At 58.4% G+C, this 22,069-nt stretch carries 25 protein-coding genes; 20 read left to right on the top strand and 5 right to left on the bottom strand.

Features of this window, described 5'->3' with window-relative positions:
• Positions 1-21: 21 nt before the first annotated feature.
• On the top strand, positions 22-438 hold the full coding sequence (locus AC2FJC_RS00490) for a hypothetical protein (RefSeq protein WP_496738010.1): 417 nt from the start codon (positions 22-24) through the stop codon (positions 436-438).
• Here the strand turns inward: AC2FJC_RS00490 and AC2FJC_RS00485 are convergent.
• The 4 genes from AC2FJC_RS00485 to glmU are packed head-to-tail and all read right to left on the bottom strand — an operon-like array spanning position 426 to position 4,849.
• Positions 426-1,112, bottom strand: coding sequence for a DNA alkylation repair protein (locus tag AC2FJC_RS00485; protein WP_496738009.1), 687 nt, complete (start codon positions 1,110-1,112; stop codon positions 426-428). The genes AC2FJC_RS00490 and AC2FJC_RS00485 overlap by 13 nt on opposite strands.
• Before the next feature lie 8 nt (positions 1,113-1,120).
• Positions 1,121-1,663, bottom strand: a complete 543-nt coding sequence (locus AC2FJC_RS00480) for a pyridoxamine 5'-phosphate oxidase family protein (protein ID WP_496724457.1) — start codon at positions 1,661-1,663, stop codon at positions 1,121-1,123.
• Between the two features lie 3 nt (positions 1,664-1,666).
• Complete coding sequence (gene glmS, locus AC2FJC_RS00475; protein WP_496738008.1) at positions 1,667-3,490, bottom strand: glutamine--fructose-6-phosphate transaminase (isomerizing); 1,824 nt, start codon at positions 3,488-3,490, stop codon at positions 1,667-1,669.
• 3 nt (positions 3,491-3,493) lie between these two features.
• Positions 3,494-4,849 (bottom strand): bifunctional UDP-N-acetylglucosamine diphosphorylase/glucosamine-1-phosphate N-acetyltransferase GlmU, encoded by a 1,356-nt coding sequence (glmU, locus tag AC2FJC_RS00470; RefSeq protein ID WP_496738007.1) that lies wholly within the window; start codon positions 4,847-4,849, stop codon positions 3,494-3,496.
• Positions 4,850-4,982: 133 nt separating this feature from the next.
• Here glmU and AC2FJC_RS00465 point away from each other — a divergent pair, with 133 nt between their 5' ends.
• The 3 genes from AC2FJC_RS00465 (at position 4,983) to AC2FJC_RS00455 (ending at position 8,204) form a co-directional block, all read left to right on the top strand.
• The gene (locus tag AC2FJC_RS00465) at positions 4,983-5,654 is read left to right on the top strand and encodes an HAD-IA family hydrolase (RefSeq protein WP_496738006.1); all 672 of its coding nucleotides are present in this window, start codon (positions 4,983-4,985) and stop codon (positions 5,652-5,654) included.
• Between the two features lie 39 nt (positions 5,655-5,693).
• Positions 5,694-6,884: a DegT/DnrJ/EryC1/StrS family aminotransferase gene (locus AC2FJC_RS00460; RefSeq protein WP_496738005.1), complete on the top strand. Its 1,191-nt coding sequence runs from the start codon at positions 5,694-5,696 to the stop codon at positions 6,882-6,884.
• 156 nt (positions 6,885-7,040) lie between these two features.
• Positions 7,041-8,204: an isovaleryl-CoA dehydrogenase gene (locus AC2FJC_RS00455; RefSeq protein ID WP_496738004.1), complete on the top strand. Its 1,164-nt coding sequence runs from the start codon at positions 7,041-7,043 to the stop codon at positions 8,202-8,204.
• A 54-nt stretch (positions 8,205-8,258) separates the two neighbouring features.
• Here the strand turns inward: AC2FJC_RS00455 and AC2FJC_RS00450 are convergent, their stop codons facing one another.
• A complete protein-coding gene (locus AC2FJC_RS00450) occupies positions 8,259-8,864 on the bottom strand; it encodes an OmpW/AlkL family protein (RefSeq protein ID WP_496738003.1) in 606 nt (201 codons plus the stop codon).
• A 205-nt stretch (positions 8,865-9,069) separates the two neighbouring features.
• Here AC2FJC_RS00450 and AC2FJC_RS00445 point away from each other — a divergent pair, with 205 nt between their 5' ends.
• The 16 genes from AC2FJC_RS00445 (at position 9,070) to AC2FJC_RS00370 (ending at position 22,064) form a co-directional block, all read left to right on the top strand.
• Complete coding sequence (locus tag AC2FJC_RS00445; RefSeq protein WP_496738325.1) at positions 9,070-10,533, top strand: AMP-binding protein; 1,464 nt, start codon at positions 9,070-9,072, stop codon at positions 10,531-10,533.
• The gene (locus AC2FJC_RS00440; RefSeq protein WP_496738002.1) at positions 10,523-11,323 is read left to right on the top strand and encodes a hypothetical protein; all 801 of its coding nucleotides are present in this window, start codon (positions 10,523-10,525) and stop codon (positions 11,321-11,323) included. Before AC2FJC_RS00445 ends, AC2FJC_RS00440 begins: the two co-directional genes overlap by 11 nt.
• The gene (locus AC2FJC_RS00435; RefSeq protein ID WP_496738001.1) at positions 11,320-12,924 is read left to right on the top strand and encodes a carboxyl transferase domain-containing protein; all 1,605 of its coding nucleotides are present in this window, start codon (positions 11,320-11,322) and stop codon (positions 12,922-12,924) included. Before AC2FJC_RS00440 ends, AC2FJC_RS00435 begins: the two co-directional genes overlap by 4 nt.
• A 1-nt stretch (position 12,925) precedes the next feature.
• Positions 12,926-13,351: an ASCH domain-containing protein gene (locus AC2FJC_RS00430; RefSeq protein ID WP_496738000.1), complete on the top strand. Its 426-nt coding sequence runs from the start codon at positions 12,926-12,928 to the stop codon at positions 13,349-13,351.
• Between the two features lie 3 nt (positions 13,352-13,354).
• Positions 13,355-15,286: an acetyl/propionyl/methylcrotonyl-CoA carboxylase subunit alpha gene (locus AC2FJC_RS00425; RefSeq protein ID WP_496737999.1), complete on the top strand. Its 1,932-nt coding sequence runs from the start codon at positions 13,355-13,357 to the stop codon at positions 15,284-15,286.
• Between the two features lie 66 nt (positions 15,287-15,352).
• On the top strand, positions 15,353-16,207 hold the full coding sequence (locus AC2FJC_RS00420; RefSeq protein WP_496737998.1) for a hydroxymethylglutaryl-CoA lyase: 855 nt from the start codon (positions 15,353-15,355) through the stop codon (positions 16,205-16,207).
• Between the two features lie 9 nt (positions 16,208-16,216).
• A complete protein-coding gene (locus tag AC2FJC_RS00415) occupies positions 16,217-17,005 on the top strand; it encodes a crotonase/enoyl-CoA hydratase family protein (protein WP_496737997.1) in 789 nt (262 codons plus the stop codon).
• A 188-nt stretch (positions 17,006-17,193) separates the two neighbouring features.
• Positions 17,194-17,559, top strand: coding sequence for an NADH-quinone oxidoreductase subunit A (locus tag AC2FJC_RS00410; protein WP_037307878.1), 366 nt, complete (start codon positions 17,194-17,196; stop codon positions 17,557-17,559).
• Positions 17,550-18,083, top strand: a complete 534-nt coding sequence (locus AC2FJC_RS00405; protein ID WP_037307875.1) for a NuoB/complex I 20 kDa subunit family protein — start codon at positions 17,550-17,552, stop codon at positions 18,081-18,083. Before AC2FJC_RS00410 ends, AC2FJC_RS00405 begins: the two co-directional genes overlap by 10 nt.
• A gap of 11 nt (positions 18,084-18,094) precedes the next feature.
• The gene (locus AC2FJC_RS00400; protein ID WP_113788460.1) at positions 18,095-18,700 is read left to right on the top strand and encodes an NADH-quinone oxidoreductase subunit C; all 606 of its coding nucleotides are present in this window, start codon (positions 18,095-18,097) and stop codon (positions 18,698-18,700) included.
• Positions 18,700-18,873, top strand: coding sequence for a hypothetical protein (locus tag AC2FJC_RS00395; RefSeq protein ID WP_496736409.1), 174 nt, complete (start codon positions 18,700-18,702; stop codon positions 18,871-18,873). Before AC2FJC_RS00400 ends, AC2FJC_RS00395 begins: the two co-directional genes overlap by 1 nt.
• A 1-nt stretch (position 18,874) precedes the next feature.
• Positions 18,875-19,006 (top strand): hypothetical protein, encoded by a 132-nt coding sequence (locus AC2FJC_RS00390; protein WP_267885496.1) that lies wholly within the window; start codon positions 18,875-18,877, stop codon positions 19,004-19,006.
• Positions 19,006-20,229 carry an NADH-quinone oxidoreductase subunit D gene (locus AC2FJC_RS00385; protein ID WP_496737996.1) on the top strand — a complete coding sequence of 408 codons (1,224 nt, stop codon included), beginning with the start codon at positions 19,006-19,008 and terminating at the stop codon, positions 20,227-20,229. The genes AC2FJC_RS00390 and AC2FJC_RS00385 overlap by 1 nt, the downstream gene beginning before the upstream one ends.
• Positions 20,226-20,702 carry a hypothetical protein gene (locus tag AC2FJC_RS00380; protein WP_496737994.1) on the top strand — a complete coding sequence of 159 codons (477 nt, stop codon included), beginning with the start codon at positions 20,226-20,228 and terminating at the stop codon, positions 20,700-20,702. The genes AC2FJC_RS00385 and AC2FJC_RS00380 overlap by 4 nt, the downstream gene beginning before the upstream one ends.
• Positions 20,702-21,808 carry an NADH-quinone oxidoreductase subunit NuoE gene (gene nuoE / locus AC2FJC_RS00375; RefSeq protein ID WP_496737993.1) on the top strand — a complete coding sequence of 369 codons (1,107 nt, stop codon included), beginning with the start codon at positions 20,702-20,704 and terminating at the stop codon, positions 21,806-21,808. Before AC2FJC_RS00380 ends, nuoE begins: the two co-directional genes overlap by 1 nt.
• A gap of 34 nt (positions 21,809-21,842) precedes the next feature.
• On the top strand, positions 21,843-22,064 hold the full coding sequence (locus AC2FJC_RS00370) for a DUF5337 domain-containing protein (RefSeq protein WP_058274396.1): 222 nt from the start codon (positions 21,843-21,845) through the stop codon (positions 22,062-22,064).
• The last annotated feature ends 5 nt before the right edge of the window (positions 22,065-22,069 follow it).

Below are 22,069 nucleotides of genomic sequence, written 5' to 3'. Positions count from 1 at the left end.
GCAGGGGGTTAGGTTTGCGTCATGAGATATGCGCTTTTGGCTTTTTGTGTTCTGGTAGCGGGATGTGACACCGTGCGGTCGACCACCGATCGTGTCTTTGGTGGTGACAAGCCCCCTGAAGAGGCAGAACCCGCCGTTGTAGAAGAGGTGGTCGAGCCGCAGCCTGTCGCGGTAGCCGCCACTGGTTGGGTTGGTCCAAAAACCACGATTGCCGGTCTGGGAGACCCCACAACACCCGGCCGTTGGCTGGAAACGTCTTTAGTGGAGACTGAATTCACCGGGCGCGTGGTTGTACCGCGGACGGGCGCGCAGGCCTATATCACGCTGATTCCGGCATCCGGGCCAACCGGGGGCGGCAGCCGCCTTTCGCTGGATGCGATGCGGGCCCTGCTGCTGCCATTTGATGAACTGGTTGAGCTGGAAGTTTATTCCAACTGACCTTTCAAATACTTGCCGGCCTCTTTTCGCGCAAATGGCTTCATCGCGTCGCCGTGTGTTTTCAAAAAGGCGATGACCCGGTCCGGGTCGTGCTTGGACAATTCGCGCAGCCACCAAGCGACGGCTTTTTGGATGAACCAGTCGCGGTCGGGCACATAGCCTGCAGCCCAACCCAGAATGCGGTCTCGGCGTTGCAGGTCTTCCGGTTTGGGGTGGTTCTGTTTGGTCCAGGGCAGGGTCGCCACCAGCGCCGCGCGCCTGGTCCACATGTGGTCCGATTTTGTCCAGCTTTCCACCTGATCCAGCCGCGAAGGGTCGGCTGACAGGCGCTTTTGCATCGCCATGCAGGCGTGATCCGCCACGGCCCAGGCATCAAAATCCGGCAACCAGCTTTGCAGCAGGTCCCAAACGGTATCATCCGGTCGGATGCGCGCCTGTGTCAGCAGTTTTGCGGCGGCAAGACGTCCTTCGTGAATATTGGTTTGCCACAGCGCATCTGCGAGTTCGACGCGCGCTGCCAAATCCAACTCCTGTCGCCAGGTTTTGGTCAGATCATTCAGGATCGGGTTTGCCACGCCCAGATGGGGGCGGTCGGCCTTGTGGTAGGCCGCCATTTGTTCGGCGCGCTCGGGATCGGAATGGGCTTTGATCTGGTCCAGATAGGCTTCAATCATCAATAAACTCAGGGTCGGGTGCGCGTGGGTTTGCCATCAATGGTCTGATGGTTCTTTTCAACCCAGTAGGATTGGATCTGCTCGTCGGACTTGCCATCGACCCATTTCTGCATCGTGTCGCGTTCGGACTGATATTCCATGAACGGCACGGCATAGCCGCACGAAGTCTGGACCACATCGATATCCAGATCATAGATCTGACGCGCACTACGGTGATCGGGGAACAGGCCAGCCAATTCATCCCAGCCCTCATCCCCCACATGCAGCGTGCGCGCGGTGCCATAGGTTCTCAGGATCATGGGGCGGGTCGTGAACGAACACCACATCAGCGTCATGCGGTTCGCTTCAAGCAGATGACCGGCGGTTTCGTTGCCGCTGCCGGTGAGGTTCATCCAGGCAATCCGGTTCGGGCCAAGAACGCGCAGCGAATCCATGCCCTTGGGCGAGATGTTGACCCGTCCGTTGGGTGCCGCAGTGCCGACGAAGAACATGTGCTGTTCTTCGATGAATTTACGCTGCCCGTCGTCCAGTTCCGGAAATTGCTTGGCCATGTCTCACTCCACTGTAACCGATTTTGCCAGGTTGCGCGGCTGGTCTACATCCGTGCCTTTGGCCACCGCCGTGTGATAGGCCAGCAGTTGCGCCGGGACCGAGTAGAGGATCGGCGCCAGGCTGGGGTGGACATGCGGCATCCGGATGATGCTCCAGACGCCATCTTCAGCCTCGGCAATCCCGTCATCGTCCGAGACCAGAATGACCTTGCCCTTGCGCGCCATCACCTCTTGCATGTTCGACACCGTTTTGTCGAACACGGCGTCGCGCGGGGCCATGACCACTACAGGCATATTCTTGTCGATCAGGGCGATGGGGCCGTGCTTCAGCTCACCGGAAGCATAACCTTCGGCGTGGATATAGCTGATTTCCTTTAGCTTCAGCGCCCCCTCCATCGCCAGCGGATACATCAGGCCGCGACCCAGGAACAGAACGTCGCGGGCTTCGGACAGGCGCTGTGCGGACGTCTTGATGGCCGGATTCTGATCCAGCGCTGCATTCATCACCGTTGGCAGGCCGCGTAGCGCAGCATAGTGGTCGGCCAGCTCGTCGTCGGTCAGCGTACCACGATCCGCAGCCGCCTTGAGCGCCATCATCAGCAGAACGCTCAGTTGACACGTGAACGCCTTGGTCGAAGCCACGCCGATCTCAACGCCTGCATGGATGGGCAGGGCGATATCGCTTTCGCGGGCGATCGAACTTTCGGGGACGTTGACGACCGAGACGATCTTGTCCGCCTTGCCTTCGCAATAGCGCAGTGCCGCCAGAGTGTCGGCAGTTTCACCCGACTGACTAACGAACAGCGCCATCGTGCGCCCCGTGATCGGAGGTTCGCGATAGCGGAACTCGCTGGCGATATCGACCTCGACCGGCATTTGCGCCAATTGCTCGAACCAGTACTTCGCCGTCAGACAGGCGTAGAATGCCGTGCCACAGGCCACCATGGTCAACCGATCCAGTTTGGCGAAATCCAGATCGGTGCCAGGCAGCACCACTTGATCGCCGTTACCGGGCAAGTAAGACCGGATCGCGTCGGCAATCACCACGGGCTGTTCGGCGATTTCCTTGGCCATGTAGTGCTTGTGGCCGTTTTTGCCGGTTCGCGTGTGATCCAGCTTGATCCGGCGCGTTTCACGGTTCGCCAATTCACCATCTTCGTTGCGAATCTCCAGAGAGGTCCGGGTCAGTATTGCTCGGTCGCCCTCTTCAAGATAGGTGATACGGTCGGTCAGTGGGGCCAGTGCGATGGCGTCTGAACCCACATACATCTCGCCATCTCCATGCCCGATGGCCAGTGGAGATCCTTTGCGCGCGGCGATAATCAGGTCGTCCTCTCCATCGAAAAGGAACGCCAATGCAAATGCGCCCTCGAGTCGATCGATCGTCTTAAACGCGGCTTGAATGGGTGAGAGGCCGGTCTTCAGATAATGTTCGGTCAATAAAGCGACGGTTTCGGTATCGGTTTCTGTAGTGAAATCGATCCCATGTTCCGCCAGTTCTGCCCGCAGCTCACGATAGTTCTCGACGATACCGTTATGCACCACCGCCACTGGGCCTGCCTTGTGCGGATGCGCATTGGTTACCGATGGTGCGCCATGAGTGGCCCAGCGGGTGTGACCGATACCGGATTTTCCGGGCAGGGGGTCGTGCACCAGCAGATCGCTCAGGTTGACCAGCTTGCCGACCGCACGACGACGTCCAAGCGTGCCACCATTGACCGTTGCAATCCCGGCACTGTCATAGCCACGGTATTCAAGACGTTTTAACGCCTCGACCAAAGTTGGCGCGGCCTCATGCTCACCGAGCACACCTACAATTCCACACATAAATCAGGCTCCTTTGTTTCGGCGCGCTTTCTTCGCCTTCAACATATCAAATAATTTTTTTGCATAACCGGGCTTATTTTCTTGCTCGGCGCGAGCCATAGCCAGCGCGTTAGACTCAACATCTCGCGTTACAACTGTACCGGCGGCAGTCATTGCGCCGTCACCCACCTTCACCGGCGCAACGAACATTGTGTTCGAGCCAACAAATACGTTCTCGCCAATGGTTGTTCGGTGCTTGTTAAAGCCGTCATAGTTGCAGGTGATCGTACCCGCGCCAATATTGGACTTTGTCCCAACTATTGAGTCGCCGATATAGCTTAGGTGGTTGACTTTGGAACCTTCGGCGATTTCTGTGTTCTTCAGCTCGACGAAATTGCCAATGCGCGTGTTCTCGGCCAGTTCCGTGCCCGGGCGCAGGCGCGCAAAGGGCCCCACGATAGCGCCACGGCTGACGTGGCAGCCTTCCAGATGCGAAAACGCGCGGATCGTTGCGCCACTTTCAACTGTAACGCCTGGGCCGAAGACGACGTTGGGTTCGATCACCGTGTTCCGGCCAATTATTGTATCAGCGGACAGGTACACCGTTTCTGGGGCCATCAATGTCACGCCCAATTCTAGCAACTCGTTGCGCGCACGGGTCTGGAATTCGGCATCGGCCGCCGCCAGATCAGCACGAGAGTCCACGCCCAGCGTTTCAGCCTCGTTGCATTTGATCGCCGTTGCCGACAGACCGCGTGCGTTCGCCAGTGCCGCGATTTCAGTCAGGTAGTATTCGCCCGACGCATTTTCATTGCTAACCTCGTCAATCAGTTCGAACAGCAGTTTTGCATTGCAGGCCAACAGTCCGCTGTTGGTAAAGCGAATGGCGCGCTGTTCTTCGGTTGCGTCTTTGTATTCAACGATTTCGACCAGTTTTTCGCCATCCATGATCAACCGGCCATAGCGGGGTTGAACTTCGGCAATATCAAAGCCCAGCATGACCAGATCAAAGTATGCGCGCGCCTCAATCATGCGCTCCAGTGTTCTGGGGTCGATAAAGGGTGTGTCGCCGTAAAGGACGATCACATCGCCATCGAAACCGGCCAGCGCATCCCGCGCCTGCGCGACAGCATGTGCCGTTCCCAGCTGTTCTTCCTGAACAACGATCTGCGCGGTTTCATCTTCGGCCTGGGCGACTTTCCCAACAGCCTCGGAACCGTGACCGATCACGATGACAGTGCGTTCCGGTGCCAGTACTGCACCAGCGCGCATCGCGTGTACCAGCATCGGAGTGTGGGCAATCGGGTGTACTACTTTTGGGGTATCCGAATTCATCCTGGTGCCTTTTCCGGCAGCAAGGATAACAAGGGCGATGGTCATAAAAACGATTTCTCTTTGTGTTTTGTTGCGACCCGTTTTATCCGCTGAGTTCAAAGGCGCAAGCGGTTCGGGCATCAAACAAGATTGCCGTTTGCAACACTTATGGCGAAGACTCGCCGAATTAGGGGGCAATATGCGTACGGTTATCTTCGATCTGGACGGGACCTTGGCCGATACATCGGGCGATTTGCTGGCCGCAGCCAACCACTGTTTTCGGCATATGGGGCATGGGGATGTGTTGGTTCACGGCGAAGATGCGGGCGTTGCCTTGCGCGGAGGCCGAATGATGCTGACCCATGGGTTGAAACGGGTGGGCGCCTATGACGATGTAACGGTTCAAGACTACTACCCGATGCTGCTTGAAGCGTATTCCGAAGATATCGACTCGCATACCCATTTCTACCCTGGCGCGCTGGACGCGGTGGAAGTGTTGAAGTCCGCAGGTTACGGGGTTGGCATCTGTACCAACAAACCCGAGGCATTGGCCCATCAGTTGCTCACGCAGATGGGGGTGCGCGATCTGTTTGCCTCTTTGGTTGGGGCCGACACGTTGCCGGTGCGCAAGCCTGACCCTGAGCCGCTGCGCGAAGCTGCGCGCCGGGCGGGAGGTCATCCTGATTTATGTGTTCTGATTGGGGATTCCGACACTGACCGAAACACGGCCCGTGCCGCAGGTGTGCCGTCGGTTTTGGTTACCTTCGGCCCGTCCGGCGATGATATGGCCGCGCTGGAACCCGAAGCCTTGCTGCACCATTTCCATGATTTGCCAGATTTGGTTGCAGAGTTGATTGGCGTGGCCGCGTAATCCCTTGACCCGAACGTTTTGCAGGACCAGAACACTTTTATGACCGAGATATTCACTGGCAGTTTCACCCAGCAGGAACCCATCCCCGAAGAGGCGGTCGAGGCCGCCCTGGCCGTACTGCGCCACGGGCGTCTGCATCGTTATAACGTCGTACCTGACGAATTGGGCGAAACCGCCCTGCTGGAACAGGAATTTGCCGCCCAGACAGGTGCCAAATACTGTCTGGCCGTGTCCTCGGGCGGCTATGCGATGGCAACGGCACTGCGGGCCGTGGGGGTCAACCCGGGGGACCCGGTGCTGACGAACACGTTCACTCTGGCACCTGTGCCCGGATCTATTGCTTCGGTCAGTGCGCGCCCCGTTTTTGTGGGTGTGACCGAAGACCTTACGATTGATCTGGGCGATCTCGAAACCAAGCTGGATCAGGCCCGCGTTTTGATGCTGAGCCATATGCGTGGTCATCTGTGTGACATGGATCGGCTGATGCAGATGTGCGATGCCGCAGGTGTCACGGTGATCGAGGATTGCGCCCACACAATGGGCGCTGCGTGGCATGGGCAGGTTTCGGGCCGACAAGGCGCGATTGGCTGCTATTCCTGCCAGACCTACAAACACGTCAATTCGGGCGAGGGCGGCTTGCTTATCACCGATGATGAGGAACTGGCGGCAAAGGCAACGATGCTGTCGGGGTCCTACATGCTGTACGAACGCCACCTTGCGGCACCGGGGCCAGAGGTGTTTGAGCGGATCAAGTATCATACCCCCAATGTCTCGGGGCGAATGGATAATCTGCGGGCCGCAATCCTGCGCCCGCAATTGCGCGATCTGGATCGGCAGATCGAACGCTGGAACGAACGCTATTTCGAAATCGAAAAAGGCCTGCGCGAGACGCCAGGTCTGAGCGTTGTCGACCGGCCAGAGGCCGAGACATTTGTCGGTTCCTCGATCCAGTTCCTGTTGCTCGATTGGTCGGCGGAGCGGGTAAACGAGGTTATCCAGCGCTGCGCGGCCCGGGGGGTCGAGCTTAAGTGGTTCGGCGGGGCCGAGCCGAACGGCTTTACATCGCGCTATGACAGCTGGCGATATGCCGACAGCGCGCCGATGCCAAAAAGTGATCGAATCCTCGCCGGGATCGTCGACATGCGCGTTCCCTTAACCTTTTCGCTTGATGATTGCGCGCTGATCGCACGGATCATTCGGGCAGAGGTGAGCGCAGTGTATCAGTCGTAATCCAATCGAGTGCGCGTGACGCGCACGCTTTATTTGTATGAAACTGCCGCCCCGATCAGGGCGGCGGTTTGTTTTTGGGATGCCGTCGTTGACCCAATTCAGATTCGCTGCTATTTATTGAACAACTGTTCATTAATGCGAAAGAGGAGATCGCTTATGTTCACGGCGGCCATGCAATTTGATCTGGGCGAGGACGTGAATGCCCTGCGTGAAATGGTACACCGGTGGGCGCAGGAGCGGGTCAAGCCGATGGCGGGTGAAATCGATGCCTCGAACGCATTTCCAAACGAGCTTTGGAAAGAGATGGGCGATCTGGGTTTGCTCGGCATCACTGTATCCGAGGAATACGGTGGGGCAGGGATGTCCTATTTGGCCCACACTGTAGCTGTGGAAGAGGTTGCGCGGGCATCGGCCTCGGTCTCTCTGTCTTATGGCGCGCATTCGAACCTGTGCGTCAATCAGATCAAGCTGAACGGTAATGACGAGCAAAAGGCGAAATACCTGCCGCGCCTGATCTCGGGCGAACATGTTGGTGCGTTGGCCATGTCCGAGGCTTCCGCCGGATCCGATGTTGTGTCGATGAAGTTGCGTGCGGAAAAACGCAATGATCACTACCGGCTGAACGGCAACAAATACTGGATCACCAACGGGCCGGACGCGGATACGCTGGTCGTATATGCCAAGACCAACCCGGAGGCCGGATCGAAGGGCATCACCGCGTTTCTGATTGAGAAAGAGATGAAGGGCTTCTCGACCTCGCCCCATTTCGACAAGCTGGGGATGCGCGGGTCGAACACGGCCGAGCTGATCTTTGAAGATGTCGAGGTGCCGTTCGAAAACGTTTTGGGCGAAGAGGGCAAAGGCGTTGCGGTTTTGATGTCCGGGCTGGACTACGAACGTGTGGTTCTGGCCGGGATCGGGACCGGCATCATGGCGGCCTGTCTGGATGAGATCATGCCCTACCTGGCCGAGCGTAAGCAGTTCGGCAAACCGATCGGCAGCTTTCAACTGATGCAGGGCAAGATCGCCGATATGTACACCGCGATGAACTCGGCGCGGGCCTATGTCTATGAGGTTGCCAAGGCTTGTGACCGGGGGGATGTAACCCGTCAGGATGCGGCGGCGTGCTGTCTTTATGCTTCAGAACAGGGCATGTCGCAGGCGCACCAGGCCGTTCAGGCGATGGGCGGGGCGGGCTTTCTGTACGACTCGGCGGTCAGCCGAATCTTCCGCGACGCAAAGCTGATGGAGATTGGCGCGGGCACCAGCGAAATCCGCCGTATGTTGATCGGGCGTGAACTGATGAACGAGATGCGCTGAGAGAAGAAAACGCTTCGCAGACGAGGGAACTGCGAAGCGCTTTCCTTGTAAGGATCAGAACTTATGAACGTAGGATACGCCGACAAGGAAGGGATCGATATCGGCTTTGCCGATCTTGGTTCCGTTCAGTTTGACGTCCGTGTCGATATCAAACCAACGTACGTTCAGACGGACAGCACCGTTGTCCGAGACCATGTAGTCCAGACCGGCCTGCAGCGAGACACCGAAAGAGTCATCAACCTTCAGATCGCCCAGTCCGGATTTCTCGTCGAAGAAGATGGTGTAGTTCAGACCGGCGCCGACATAGGGCTTCCATGCGCTGTTGGTCGGGAAGTGATAGTTCAGCGACAAGGTGGGCGGCAGGTGCTTGACGGTTCCGGCCTCGGTGCTTCCGCCCAAGGTTACGGTGTGCTTGAACGGTGTCGCGGCCAGCAGTTCGATGCCCAGATTGTCACGGATGAAATACTCGGCGGTGAAGATCGGGCGGGTGTCCGAGTCGATCTCGGCCTTTTGTCCGGCCAACGTGCCATTGTCGGATTTGGGGTTGAGGTAACCGACACCGACACCGACGGTCCAATCCCCCTGCGATTGGGCAAAGGCGGGGGCGGCAAGCGCCACCAGCGCGGTGGAAAGTGTCAAAGCGGCGAGTTTGTTGGTCATGGTCTTGCCTTTGGTTCAGTTGATGAGATCGAATTGACAGCCGCGCGGTCCGCGCACTCTGATCTGCATCAAGTTTGTGTGACGGGGTCATCGGAGGATTCCCCGGTAAGGCCCTTGAAAATAAGAGAATTGCAGCGTGCCAGAAGCTAATCGCATACCGGGTTTGCGTTCAGCGGGGGGCTGGGACGTGCCATCTCGTTTGAACATGGCGCGCCAGTGTCTTGATCACGCAACGGATCAGGTTGCAGTGATCGACTTGACCGGAATCGAAGAGCGGCGCGTCACCTACGGGCAGCTTGCTGAAATGACAGACGGCATCGCGCGCGCACTGTCGAAGAAAGTGCAGCCGGGGGATCGCGTGGGCGTGCTGCTCAGCCAGTCACCGTGGTGTGCGGCGGCGCATCTGGCGATCTGGAAGATCGGCGCCATCTCGGTTCCCTTGTTCAAACTGTTCAAGCAGGATGCTTTGCGATCCCGAGTGGGTGATGCCGGGGCGCAGGTTGTGCTGACCGACCCGGACGGCGCGACGCTGTTAAGCGACTTGGCAGAACCGCTCATGGCGGACCAGATTGGTGAAGACGGGGGCGTTGTGCCTTTTGCCGACACCGGGCCAGAGGATCCGGCGGTGTTGATCTACACGTCCGGGACCACGGGCAGCCCGAAAGGCGCGTTGCATGGCCACCGGGTGCTGACCGGCCACCTGCCGGGGGTTTCGATCAGCCATAACAACCTGCAAGAGGGCGACTGCCTCTGGACACCGGCCGATTGGGCCTGGATCGGTGGGTTGTTCGATGTGCTGATGCCTGGTCTTGCGCTGGGCGTTCCGGTTGTGGCGGCCCGGCTGGACAAGTTCACCCCCGAAGCCTGCACCAATGTGATCGCGCGCGGCAGTGTGCGGAACGTGTTCTTTCCCCCAACGGCCCTTCGGATGCTCAAGGCCTCAGATCAGGCGATTTCCGGGCTACGCTCTGTAGCGTCGGGAGGGGAGCCGCTGGGGGCCGAGATGTTAGCCTGGGGGCAACAGGCGTTTGGTCTAACGATCAACGAATTCTACGGCCAGACCGAATGCAACATGGTTGTCTCTTCCTGCTCAGATGACTTCCCAGTGCGGCCCGGCTGCATTGGCAAACCGGTCCCGGGGCACGAAATTGCGGTGATCGACGAGGACGGTAACCCGACCGCTGATGAGGGTGACGTGGCCATCCGGCGAGGCTCGGCCTCAATGCTATTGGAATATTGGAACCGACCCGATGCGACGGCTGAGAAGTTTCGTGGCGACTGGCTGATCACCGGCGACCGCGGTGTGTGGGAGGGTGAATATTTGCGTTTCGTTGGGCGCGACGATGATGTCATCACCTCGTCCGGTTATCGTATCGGCCCGGCAGAGATCGAGGATTGCCTGCTGACCCACCCGGCGGTGGCGACGGTCGGTGTGGTCGGAAAACCTGACAAGCTGCGGACCGAGATCGTCAAGGCATATGTGGTGTTGAAACCGAATGCTGAGGCTGAGGAACGAGAGTTGCAAGACTGGGTTAAATCCCGCCTTGCGCATTATTCTTACCCTCGTGAAGTGGCTTTTGTGCAAGAGTTGCCTTTGACCGTGACCGGAAAAGTAATCCGAAAGGAATTGAAACGTCGCGCGTCTGAGGAGGAATGTCATGCCGGATAAATCCAGCGTCAGAACGGGAATTGAATTTAGCGCCACCGCAATTGCGGTCATTGGCGCTGTATGGGCAGGCAAGGCGTATTTCGAAAACTGGATGCAGGACACGATCAATAAGGCGGTCGAAAACAAGGTTGTCATACTTGAGCAACTGCAACTGGCTGACCTTCTGGTTTATTATGGCTATCCGGACGAGGCCATCTCGGAACTCAAGCTGATCAGCGAAAGAATTTCCGGTCTTGAAGGCGGCAACAAACGCAAAATTGCATTTTACGACAACTATTTGGACGCGGTTGCGCAGTCAGATAACACCTTGAAATACGAACCGGAAATCCGGTTGCTTAAAGATGTATTCAGTACCGAAATGCAGACCGACGGTTGGCATGATGAATACCTCGCATACGTCTCGATGTTCCTGCCGGAGGCCCGCGGAGACGATGCATTCTTTGATGCCCAGGTCATCGGGCGGCTTAATCTCGCGGTGCATCAGTACGAAGTCGAGAGTGATTTTGAGGGGCTGGAAAGTGCGTTCCATACTCTTGCGCTTGCCTATTTGTGTCGCGGTGACCAGGCAAGTGCGCAACCCTCTATTGAACGTGCGGCCGAGATGCTGCCGTTCGACTATTACCTGATTTACCCGCTGATGGGCGTTGACACGATTTCAGAGGATCCAGAGATCGAAAAGCTGAACGCTGTCTGCCCTCAAAACGTATCCCGAGGCTATGGCGAGCTTTTGCAGGAACTTGGCTCGGGTGAGAATCCATTTCGCGACTTGATAAGAGAGTACTCTGAATGAAGCTGCAATCTGCTGCTCTGCCTTCGTCTCAAGGTTTTCAACAAAACCGTGCGGCTCATCTGGACGCGTTGGCGCAAATCGCCGACGCAGCCGACGTCGCACGCATGGGCGGAGGCGAGAAATCCCGTGCACGGCATGAATCGCGGGGCAAGATGCTACCGCGTCGTAGGGTGGCGAACTTGCTGGACCCGGGGTCGCCGTTCCTTGAGATCGGCGCGACGGCGGCGCACGGGATGTATGGCGACGCTGCGCCCTGTGCCGGGGTCATTGCAGGGATTGGCCGGGTGCAGGGGCAAGAGGTCATGGTGGTGTGCAACGATGCCACCGTGAAGGGCGGCACCTATTATCCGATGTCAGTCAAAAAGCATCTGCGCGCGCAAGAGATTGCTGAAGAAAACCAACTGCCGTGCATTTATCTGGTCGACAGTGGCGGCGCGAACCTGCCCAATCAGGATGAGGTGTTCCCCGATCGCGATCACTTTGGCCGCATCTTCTATAATCAGGCGCGGATGAGCGCGAAGGGCATCCCGCAAATCGCTGTGGTGATGGGGTCGTGTACGGCAGGTGGAGCTTATGTGCCCGCGATGTCGGATGTAACGATAATTGTCCGGGAACAGGGCACCATCTTTCTGGCCGGACCACCTTTGGTTAAGGCCGCGACCGGTGAGGTGGTCAGCGCCGAAGACTTGGGTGGCGGTGATGTGCATACCCGCCTGTCCGGGGTGGCGGATTATCTGGCCGAGGATGACGCCCACGCACTGGCTTTGGCGCGGCGGGCTGTCGGATCGCTGAACCGGCGCAAGCCACAGACGGTGGATTGGGCCAACCCCGAGGATCCGGCCTATGACCCCGAAGAAATTCTGGGCGTCGTCCCTGCCGATCTGCGCACGCCCTATGACATCCGAGAGGTGATCGCGCGGTTGGTCGATGGCTCGCGCTTTGACGAATTCAAGCCGCGCTTTGGTGAAACGCTGGTGACCGGTTTCGCTCATGTCAAAGGCTGCCCGGTCGGGATCATCGCCAATAACGGCGTGCTGTTTTCCGAGGCGGCACAGAAGGGCGCGCATTTCGTCGAACTGTGCTCGCAGCGCAAAATCCCGTTAGTATTCCTACAGAACATCACCGGCTTCATGGTTGGCCGCAAATACGAAAACGAAGGTATTGCGCGGCACGGGGCCAAGATGGTGACTGCGGTCGCGACGACCAATGTGCCCAAAATCACGATGCTGGTGGGTGGCTCGTTCGGAGCGGGGAATTACGGCATGTCAGGCCGGGCCTACCAACCGCGGTTCCTTTGGACATGGCCAAACTCGCGCATTTCCGTGATGGGTGGAGAGCAGGCGGCAGGTGTTCTGGCCACTGTAAAACGCGACGGGATTGAACGTCAGGGCGGAACTTGGTCGGCGGAAGAAGAGGCCGAATTCAAGCGCCCCACGCTGGAGATGTTCGAAGAACAATCCCACCCGCTCTATGCCTCGGCTCGACTGTGGGACGACGGAATTATCGACCCGCGCAAAAGCCGGGACGTGCTGGCCTTGTCGTTGAACGCGGCACTGAATGCGCCGATTGAGGAGACACGCTTTGGCGTGTTCAGGATGTAAGATGAGCACCGACCTGGAAATAATAAAAGCGCGTTATCCCGATGCACAGACGTTCAAATTCGGCGACAGTGCAATCCTGAGTGCCGAGCTTTTAGCGCTGGTTCGGGCAGGGCAAAAAACGGCAACCTGCGGCGCTCTGCGCGATTATCCCGAAGGCAGCCTTGATACCCCGGTTGTTGGGCGGCGCGATATTGCCCTTGAATGGGATGATCGCCCAGCATTGGTGATTGAGACGGTCGAGGTTTCGATCTGCCGCTATTGTGACATGACCGAAGACTTCGCTTTGGCCGAAGGTGAAAACGAAACGTTAGACGGATGGCGCGCGGATCACCGGCGTTACTTTGAGCGTAACGGCGGGTTTGATCCCGAGATGGAATTGCTTTGCGAACGGTTCCGCCTGATCGAAGACCTGGTGGATAAGGGCTAAACTATGTTCAATAAAATCCTGATTGCCAACAGGGGCGAGATTGCTTGCCGAGTGATGGAAACCGCTCAGAAAATGGGCGTAACTTGCGTGGCTGTGTATTCAGATGCCGATGCGTCGGCCAAGCATGTGCAGATGGCGGACGAGGCGGTTCATATCGGTGGTTCGGCGCCGGCTGAGAGCTACCTCAAGGGCGACGTGATTATTCAAGCCGCGCTCGATACGGGGGCGCAGGCGATCCATCCGGGTTATGGATTTCTCTCGGAAAACCCCGATTTCGTGGATGCGGTCGCGGCGGCTGGCCTGACCTTCATTGGCCCTTCGGCGGATGCGATCCGCAAGATGGGTCTCAAAGACGCGGCCAAGGTATTGATGGAGCAGGCGGGCGTGCCGGTTGTTCCGGGGTATCACGGCGACAATCAGGACCCCGAGCATCTGGCGGTTGCGGCCGACACGATTGGCTACCCGGTCCTGATCAAGGCCGTCGCGGGTGGCGGTGGCAAAGGCATGCGGCTGGTCGAGCGGCCCGCAGATTTTACCGAGGCATTGGACAGCGCCCGGGGTGAGGCCCGCACCGCCTTTGGCAATGATGCTGTTCTGGTCGAAAAATTTGTCTCCAAGCCCCGCCATATCGAGGTTCAGGTATTCGGCGATGGCACTCATGCCGTGCATCTGTTTGAACGCGACTGTTCCCTGCAACGGCGACATCAGAAGGTAATCGAAGAAGCTCCGGCTCCGGGCATGACCGTTGAGATGCGCGAAGCGATGGGGCAGGCGGGCGTACGTGCCGCCGAGGCCATCGGTTACAAAGGCGCGGGGACGGTTGAATTCATCGTGGATGCCTCGGACGGGCTGCGCCCGGACCGGTTCTGGTTCATGGAGATGAATACCCGGCTGCAGGTCGAGCACCCGGTGACCGAGGCGATCACAGGCGTCGACCTCGTTGAATGGCAGTTGCGTGTTGCAGCTGGCGAGAGCCTACCGAAGAAGCAGAGTGACCTGTCGATCCTGGGCCACGCGTTCGAGGCGCGGCTTTATGCCGAGGACGTGCCAAAAGGGTTTTTGCCTGCGACCGGCACACTGACCCATCTGCGCTTCCCCGCGGCGTGCCGCGCAGATAGCGGCGTGCGCGCGGGTGATACGATCAGCCCCTGGTACGATCCGATGATCGCGAAGGTGATCGTGCATGGGCCTACCCGTGATATAGCGCTGGCGCGGCTGGATCAGGCCCTAAAAAACACGCAGGTCGCGGGCACCGTGACCAATTTGGCGTTTCTGGGCGCACTGACCCGCCATGAGGGGTTTGCGACGGGTGACGTCGATACCGGGTTGATCGGGCGCGATTTGGACAGACTGATGCAGCCGCCCGCACCGGAAACCCGGCACAAGGTAGCGGCGGCGATGGTGGCGCTGGGATTGCACAAGGCTGACGACATGACGGGCTTTTCCCTTTGGGCACCACTGCATCGGGCTGTGCAATTGCGCTGGCAGGATGAGGTGATCGACATTGATGTGCAGGTCGAAAGCCCCACCCGGCAACTTTGGCAGATCGTGGACGACGTTGCCACGGTCGAGCTTAGCGAACAGCGCTCGACTGTGAACAGCCGTTCCTTAGCGGACGTGGCCATCGCCGGGCCGGTTGTCACTGTGTTTGACCATTACGGTCTGAGTTTTGAACTTGTCGATCCGCTGGATCGTAACGCCAGCGCAGGTGGCGACACCAATGTGATTGAGGCCCCGATGCCCGGTCTGGTCAAAGCTGTTTTTGCGCAGGTAGGTCAGGCCGTGCAGGAAGGCGACCGGTTGGCGATCCTTGAGGCCATGAAAATGGAACATTCCCTGCTGGCCGCGCGGGACGGGATCGTTGCCGAAGTGCTGGCGGATGCCGGGGCGCAGGTCGAGGCCGGGGCCGCGCTGGTCCGGCTGGAGGAGGAATGAACTGTCCCCTTCTCGAACAACGTGGCACAGTCGGATCGAATGCGGCAATCAGAGAAGGACACAGCAATGGGTGAACGGGTCGAAATCTTCGAGGTGGGTCCGCGCGACGGTCTGCAAAACGAAAAGCGCGAAATTGCCGTGGCGGAAAAGGTGGCGCTGGTCGATTGCCTGAGCAAGACCGGTTTCAACCGCATCGAAGTGGCCAGTTTTGTCTCGCCCAAATGGGTGCCGCAAATGGCAGGCAGCGCGGAGGTGTTGGCCGGGATCACACGGGCCGACGGCGTCCGGTATGGCGCGCTGACGCCGAATATGCAGGGATACGAAGACGCTTTAGCTGCAAAGGCGGATGAGATCGCGGTATTCGCTTCGGCTTCGGAAGGGTTCTCAAAAGCCAATATCAACGCGACTATCGAAGAATCCATCGACCGCTTTGCCCCGATCCTTGAAGCTGCGCGACACATCGACCTGCCTGTACGTGGATATGTGTCCTGCGTGACTGATTGCCCCTTTGACGGACCAACACCGCCCGAGAAAGTGGCTGAAGTTGCGGACCGGCTGTTCTCGTTGGGATGTTACGAAGTATCGCTGGGGGACACGATCGGGCAGGGCACGCCGGACACTATCGCCCATATGTTGCTGGCCGTGCGCGAACGCGTTCCGATGACGCGGCTGGCGGGGCATTTCCACGACACCAACGGACGGGCCATCGACAATATCGACGCTGCGCTGGCGCTGGGCGTTCGGGTGTTCGACAGCGCCGTTGGAGGTTTGGGTGGGTGTCCTTACGCGCCGGGCGCTGCCGGAAACGTCGCCACCGAAGCTGTTGTGGCTCATCTGGAGCGGCTTGGATATCAGACCGGCCTCGACCTTGCGGTCATCGAAGAGGCCGCTCAGATGGCAAGCGCCATGCGATCCAAGTAAGGAGCGGACATGTTTGAAACGATTGCGGTGACCACGGACGCGCGTGGTGTGGCCACTCTGACCCTGAACCGTGCCGACAAGCACAATGCCATGTCGGCGCAGATGATCACCGATCTTACGCAAGCCGCGCACCAGCTTGGAACCGACGACGCCGTGCGTGTTGTTGTACTGACCGGTGCGGGCAAAAGCTTTTGTGCTGGCGGTGATCTGGGTTGGATGCAATCCCAGATGGCGGCAGAATCCGAGACCCGGTTTGTCGAGGCGCGTAAGCTGGCCGAAATGTTGCAGGCGCTGAACACGTTGCCCAAACCGCTAATCGGCGCGATCCACGGTAATGCCTTTGGCGGCGGTGTGGGCTTGGCGTCGGTTTGTGACGTAGCGATCGGAGTGGACACGGTCAAAATGGGGCTGACAGAGACCAAGCTGGGGCTGATCCCGGCCACGATTGGCCCCTATGTCATCGCCCGCATGGGCGAAGCCCGCGCGCGGCGCGTGCTCATGTCGGCCCGGGTCTTCGAAGCCGCAGAAGCTGTGGAGCTGGGCCTGCTGGCCAGAATTGTACCCGCTGCCGACCTGAATGATGCGGTTGAGTCCGAAGTCCTGCCCTATCTTGCCTGTGCACCCGGCGCGGTGGCATCGGCCAAGCAATTGGTTCGCCAGCTGGGGCCGCGCATTGACGATGCCGTGATCGACCACACGATCCGCGAGCTAGTTGACAGGTGGGAAACCGAAGAGGCCAAGGAGGGAATCGGCGCATTCTTTGAAAAAAGAAAACCTGCATGGATTAGTAAGGTTTAGGCGCCACTTGTGATGTGGCCGCGATTGTGTGGGTGACCTTCTGGGACAGAGCTTCGATAAGTCGAATATTAACCCCCTGTGCGTTTGTGTTCGGTTGACCCTCTGACCCCGCAGGGATAGAGAATGTCCAGTCAACACGCCAATTGACGGCGCTCCCTTTCAGGGTATGCGCAGGAAAGGAGCTGTACGTGGAAGACCTATTGCGGGAGTATCTCCCGATTCTGGTGTTTCTGGCCGTAGCTGTGGGCCTTGGAATCGTTTTGATTCTGGCGGCAGTCATTCTGGCGGTCCGCAATCCCGACCCCGAGAAAGTCAGCGCATATGAATGTGGTTTCAACGCGTTCGATGATGCGCGGATGAAGTTTGATGTCCGGTTCTATCTGGTCGCGATTCTCTTCATCATATTCGACCTGGAAATCGCGTTTCTGTTCCCCTGGGCTGTCGGCTTCAAGGACATCAGCGATGTTGGCTTCTGGTCCATGATCGTGTTCCTGGGTGTTCTGACCATCGGCTTTGCCTATGAATGGAAGAAGGGGGCCCTGGAATGGGAGTGATGACGGGTGCAAACACCGCCGGCGTCGACAAAGAAGTCGCCACCCAGGCCCTGAATGCCGAGCTGCAGGACAAAGGGTTTCTGCTGACGTCGACCGAGGACATCATCAACTGGGCCCGCACCGGATCGTTGCACTGGATGACTTTTGGTCTGGCCTGTTGCGCGGTTGAGATGATGCACACCTCGATGCCCCGTTACGACGCGGAACGGTTTGGCATCGCGCCCCGTGCTTCCCCCCGTCAGTCAGATGTGATGATCGTGGCAGGCACCCTGACCAACAAAATGGCACCGGCACTGCGCAAGGTCTATGACCAGATGCCCGAGCCGCGCTACGTGATCTCAATGGGCTCCTGCGCCAATGGCGGCGGCTATTACCACTACTCCTATTCAGTCGTGCGTGGCTGCGACCGCATCGTTCCAGTGGACATCTACGTCCCCGGCTGTCCCCCGACCGCTGAGGCGCTGTTGTACGGTCTGATGCAGTTGCAACGCAAAATCCGCCGTACCGGCACCATCGTGCGCTGAGGAGAGAGTTGATGAGCGAAGCACTCAAAGAACTCGGCACCCAGCTGGAATTGAAGCGAACTGACTGTGTTCTGTCCTGGGACGTAACCCATGGTGAGTTGAACGTAGATGTGGCGCTGTCGAACGTTGTGGAGTTCATTGAATTCCTGAAGTCTGACCGCAGCTGCCAGTTTTCCACGCTCGTCGATATCACCGGCGTCGACTACCCGGAACGGGCCAAGCGTTTTGACGTGGTTTATCACTTCCTGTCGATGTATCAGAACCAGCGCATCCGCCTGCGGGTCTCGATCCGCGAAGAGGACATGGTGCCCTCAATCGTGGACGTACATCCATCGGCCAACTGGTTTGAGCGCGAAGTGTTCGACATGTTCGGCATCTTGTTCTCAGGCCACCCGGATCTGCGGCGCATCCTGACCGACTATGGTTTCCGCGGCTATCCGCTGCGTAAGGATTTCCCGACCACAGGTTACACCGAAGTTCGATATGACGAGGCGCAGAAGCGCGTTGTGTACGAGCCGGTTTCGCTGGTTCAGGAATACCGTCAGTTCGATTTCATGTCCCCGTGGGAGGGCGCGAACTACATACTACCGGGTGATGAAAAGCAGGAGGCTGAATAATGGGTGGCATCTGGTGGCTGATCCTGTCTGCGCTGACCATCATTCCGATGGTGAAGATATTGCCGTTTTTCGGGATCAACAAATTCTGGTGCCTTCTCTGTCTGGTTCCCTTTGGCACGATCGTGTTGCTGTGGTGGGTCGGGCTGAAACTGCAAGAGCTGGAGCGCCGATAAGATGCTGATGCTGCTGGGGGAACTGATCGCTTTGGGTGCGCTGGGGGTCTTGCTGGCAGGGGCTGCGGCCAAGGCTGCCGAGGCGGAAAAGGTCCGGGTTCGGGCTGATGCTAAAAAGAAACGGGGGCGTTGATGGACGGCTCAAGATACGATGACGGCAGCACGGACGCGCTGAGCGGAGAACAGAAGATCCGCAACTTCAACATCAACTTTGGCCCGCAACACCCTGCGGCACATGGGGTTCTGCGTCTTGTGCTCGAGCTGGACGGCGAGATCGTCGAACGCTGCGACCCGCATATCGGCCTGCTGCACCGTGGTACCGAAAAGCTGATGGAAAGCCGGACGTATCTGCAGAACCTGCCCTATTTCGACCGTCTGGATTACGTGGCACCGATGAATCAGGAACATGCTTGGTGCCTGGCCATTGAAAAGCTGACTGGCGTCGAGGTTCCCCGACGCGGCTCGCTTATCCGTGTTCTCTATTCCGAAGTTGGCCGCATTCTGAACCACCTGCTGAACGTGACCACACAGGCGATGGACGTTGGCGCGTTGACTCCGCCGCTTTGGGGCTTTGAAGAACGCGAAAAGCTGATGGTGTTCTATGAGCGTGCCTGTGGTGCCCGCCTGCACGCGGCTTATTTCCGTCCCGGTGGTGTGCATCAGGACCTTCCGCCGGAGCTGCTGGACGATATCGAGGCATGGAGCCATGAGTTCCCTGCCGTTCTCGATGACATCGACGGTCTGCTGACCGAAAACCGCATCTTCAAACAGCGTAATGCCGATATCGGTGTGGTGACCGAGGAAGATATCCAGAAATACGGCTTCTCGGGCGTGATGGTGCGTGGATCGGGTCTGGCATGGGACCTGCGACGAGCGCAGCCCTATGAATGCTATGACGAGTTCGAGTTTCAGATCCCCGTCGGCAAAAACGGTGACTGCTATGACCGTTACCTGGTCCGAATGGAAGAGATGCGTCAATCGCTGTCGATCATCCAGCAGGCCATTGTCAAAATCCGTGACTGCCCCGGTGACGTCCTGGCGCGCGGCAAGATCACTCCGCCGAAACGTTCGGACATGAAAACCTCGATGGAAAGCCTGATCCATCACTTCAAGCTTTACACCGAAGGCTTCCACGTCCCTGCAGGTGAGGTTTATGCCGCCGTCGAAGCCCCAAAGGGTGAGTTCGGAGTCTATCTGGTTGCAGACGGCACCAACAAACCCTACCGCGCCAAGCTGCGCGCGCCAGGCTTCTTGCACCTGCAAGCCATGGACCATATTGCCGGGGGGCACCAACTGGCCGACGTCGCCGCGATCATCGGCACCATGGATGTCGTGTTCGGAGAGATTGACCGGTGAGACGCCTTGTTTTGATCCTGGCCCTTGCAGCCGCCACACCGTTGCAGGCCGCCTCGACCCATCCGACGGCAAAAGTGCTTGAGGTGATGCGCGAAAACGGCTGTCGGCTGGATGTATCGCGCGCCGAGGAAGCCTTTTCTACCCATGACTTGCGACCAGAAGATGTCAGCGCTGTGATAAACTCCTGGGCTGAACAGGGGTTGGCCGGGCTGGATGGTTCTGTATTCGAGGTCGCGCCTGCGATTTGCGGTGCGCACGGGCTGGCTCCCGAGGATGCGGCGGGCCGTGCCGATGCGCTTTATGATTTTGTACGTCTGAACGGGTGCCGCATGGTAGAAGAAGAGGCCCAGATCAAATTGCGCCCCGCTGGTTTCACACAGGCCGAAACGTCTGACCTGATTGTCCGCCTTGTCGATCAAGGTCGCGCGCATCAGGAAGACCCCTATATTATCGTTATCGGAGATGCCTGCTAATGCTGCGCCGTCTGCACCCCGAACAACCTGAAAGCTTTGCCTTCACCGCAGCCAACCAGCAGTGGGCCACAGCACAGATCACTAAATACCCCGATGGCCGTCAGGCCAGCGCGGTCATTCCGCTTTTGTGGCGCGCGCAGGAACAAGAGGGCTGGCTTAGCCGTCCGGCGATTGAATCCGTTGCCGACATGCTGGGCATGGCCTACATCCGGGTGCTCGAGGTTGCGTCGTTCTACTTCATGTTCCAGTTGCAACCGGTTGGATCTGTCGCGCATATTCAGGTCTGCGGAACGACCTCCTGCATGATCTGCGGGTCCGAAGACCTGATCGCGGTCTGCAAGGAAAAGATCGCCGCCAAATCGCATGAGTTGTCCGCCGATGGTAAGCTGAGCTGGGAAGAGGTTGAATGCCTTGGTTCATGCACCAATGCGCCGATGGCGCAGATCGGTAAGGACTATTACGAAGATCTGACTGCCGAGAGCTTTGGCAAGATCATCGACGATCTGGCCGCCGGTAAAGTACCGACGCCGGGCCCGCAGAATGGCAGATACGCGGCAGAACCGCTGAGCGGTCTGACCAGCCTCACAGACTACGATGCCGGGAAACCGCAGTACAATGCCAGTGTTGAACTGGCCGAAGATCTTGGTGATACGGTCAAACGCATCGATGGGACCGAGGTTCCGATCCTGACGCCATGGCTGGGCAAAGACGGCAAGGCTGAGGCGACCAAGGCCGTGCCAAAGCCACCAAAGGCGTCGGCAGCGGCCAAACCCGCCGTTAAGCAGGCGGAAGAGGCAAAGAAGGCCCTGATCAAAGAGGATCAGCCCGAAACTTTGACCGCCGCGCGGGATGGCAAAGCGGACGACCTCAAGATGCTGAAAGGTGTGGGCCCCAAGCTTGAACAGACGCTGAACGAACTTGGCTTTTTCCACTTTGACCAGATCGCTGCATGGACGCAGGAACAGGTGGCCTGGGTAGATGCGCGGCTGAAGTTCAAGGGCCGGATCGAGCGGGACGGTTGGATCGAACAAGCAGCCCAACTGGCGACAGGCGAAGAAACCGAGTTTGCAAAACGTGCCAAAGAAGACGGCACCTACGAAGACTGAATAGGACGGTGGCCATTTGGGGCATCAAGGTGAGATGGACAAAGAAAAAGAACAGGCCATGGCCCGCAAGGGCCGACATATCGGGGTGGTCATCGCGGTGACCATGCTGTTGTGGCTTGCGATATCGTTGTTCATCGGCCCAGCACTGGGATTGCCCGGGCGCTATGCGCTGCTGTTTGATTTTGCCGCTTTGGCAGGGTTCATCTATGCGGGCGTGAACATTTTTCAACTCTGGCGCATGCGTCAGGACAGCTGAAGGTA

Source organism: Ruegeria sp. CDSB117 (assembly GCF_059611005.1).
This window is presented reverse-complemented; position numbering and strand designations above follow the sequence as displayed.

Excerpts from the sequence above, each read along its gene's own strand:
- AC2FJC_RS00490 (WP_496738010.1), top strand. The coding sequence starts at position 22 with ATGAGATATGCGCTTTTGGCTTTTTGTGTTCTGGTAGCGGGATGTGAC.
- AC2FJC_RS00485 (WP_496738009.1), bottom strand. The coding sequence starts at position 1,112 with ATGATTGAAGCCTATCTGGACCAGATCAAAGCCCATTCCGATCCCGAG.
- AC2FJC_RS00480 (WP_496724457.1), bottom strand. The coding sequence starts at position 1,663 with ATGGCCAAGCAATTTCCGGAACTGGACGACGGGCAGCGTAAATTCATC.
- glmS (WP_496738008.1), bottom strand. The coding sequence starts at position 3,490 with ATGTGTGGAATTGTAGGTGTGCTCGGTGAGCATGAGGCCGCGCCAACT.
- glmU (WP_496738007.1), bottom strand. The coding sequence starts at position 4,849 with ATGACCATCGCCCTTGTTATCCTTGCTGCCGGAAAAGGCACCAGGATG.
- AC2FJC_RS00465 (WP_496738006.1), top strand. The coding sequence starts at position 4,983 with ATGCGTACGGTTATCTTCGATCTGGACGGGACCTTGGCCGATACATCG.
- AC2FJC_RS00460 (WP_496738005.1), top strand. The coding sequence starts at position 5,694 with ATGACCGAGATATTCACTGGCAGTTTCACCCAGCAGGAACCCATCCCC.
- AC2FJC_RS00455 (WP_496738004.1), top strand. The coding sequence starts at position 7,041 with ATGTTCACGGCGGCCATGCAATTTGATCTGGGCGAGGACGTGAATGCC.
- AC2FJC_RS00450 (WP_496738003.1), bottom strand. The coding sequence starts at position 8,864 with ATGACCAACAAACTCGCCGCTTTGACACTTTCCACCGCGCTGGTGGCG.
- AC2FJC_RS00445 (WP_496738325.1), top strand. The coding sequence starts at position 9,070 with ATGGCGCGCCAGTGTCTTGATCACGCAACGGATCAGGTTGCAGTGATC.
- AC2FJC_RS00440 (WP_496738002.1), top strand. The coding sequence starts at position 10,523 with ATGCCGGATAAATCCAGCGTCAGAACGGGAATTGAATTTAGCGCCACC.
- AC2FJC_RS00435 (WP_496738001.1), top strand. The coding sequence starts at position 11,320 with ATGAAGCTGCAATCTGCTGCTCTGCCTTCGTCTCAAGGTTTTCAACAA.
- AC2FJC_RS00430 (WP_496738000.1), top strand. The coding sequence starts at position 12,926 with ATGAGCACCGACCTGGAAATAATAAAAGCGCGTTATCCCGATGCACAG.
- AC2FJC_RS00425 (WP_496737999.1), top strand. The coding sequence starts at position 13,355 with ATGTTCAATAAAATCCTGATTGCCAACAGGGGCGAGATTGCTTGCCGA.
- AC2FJC_RS00420 (WP_496737998.1), top strand. The coding sequence starts at position 15,353 with ATGGGTGAACGGGTCGAAATCTTCGAGGTGGGTCCGCGCGACGGTCTG.
- AC2FJC_RS00415 (WP_496737997.1), top strand. The coding sequence starts at position 16,217 with ATGTTTGAAACGATTGCGGTGACCACGGACGCGCGTGGTGTGGCCACT.
- AC2FJC_RS00405 (WP_037307875.1), top strand. The coding sequence starts at position 17,550 with ATGGGAGTGATGACGGGTGCAAACACCGCCGGCGTCGACAAAGAAGTC.
- AC2FJC_RS00400 (WP_113788460.1), top strand. The coding sequence starts at position 18,095 with ATGAGCGAAGCACTCAAAGAACTCGGCACCCAGCTGGAATTGAAGCGA.
- AC2FJC_RS00395 (WP_496736409.1), top strand. The coding sequence starts at position 18,700 with ATGGGTGGCATCTGGTGGCTGATCCTGTCTGCGCTGACCATCATTCCG.
- AC2FJC_RS00390 (WP_267885496.1), top strand. The coding sequence starts at position 18,875 with ATGCTGATGCTGCTGGGGGAACTGATCGCTTTGGGTGCGCTGGGGGTC.
- AC2FJC_RS00385 (WP_496737996.1), top strand. The coding sequence starts at position 19,006 with ATGGACGGCTCAAGATACGATGACGGCAGCACGGACGCGCTGAGCGGA.
- nuoE (WP_496737993.1), top strand. The coding sequence starts at position 20,702 with ATGCTGCGCCGTCTGCACCCCGAACAACCTGAAAGCTTTGCCTTCACC.
- AC2FJC_RS00370 (WP_058274396.1), top strand. The coding sequence starts at position 21,843 with ATGGACAAAGAAAAAGAACAGGCCATGGCCCGCAAGGGCCGACATATC.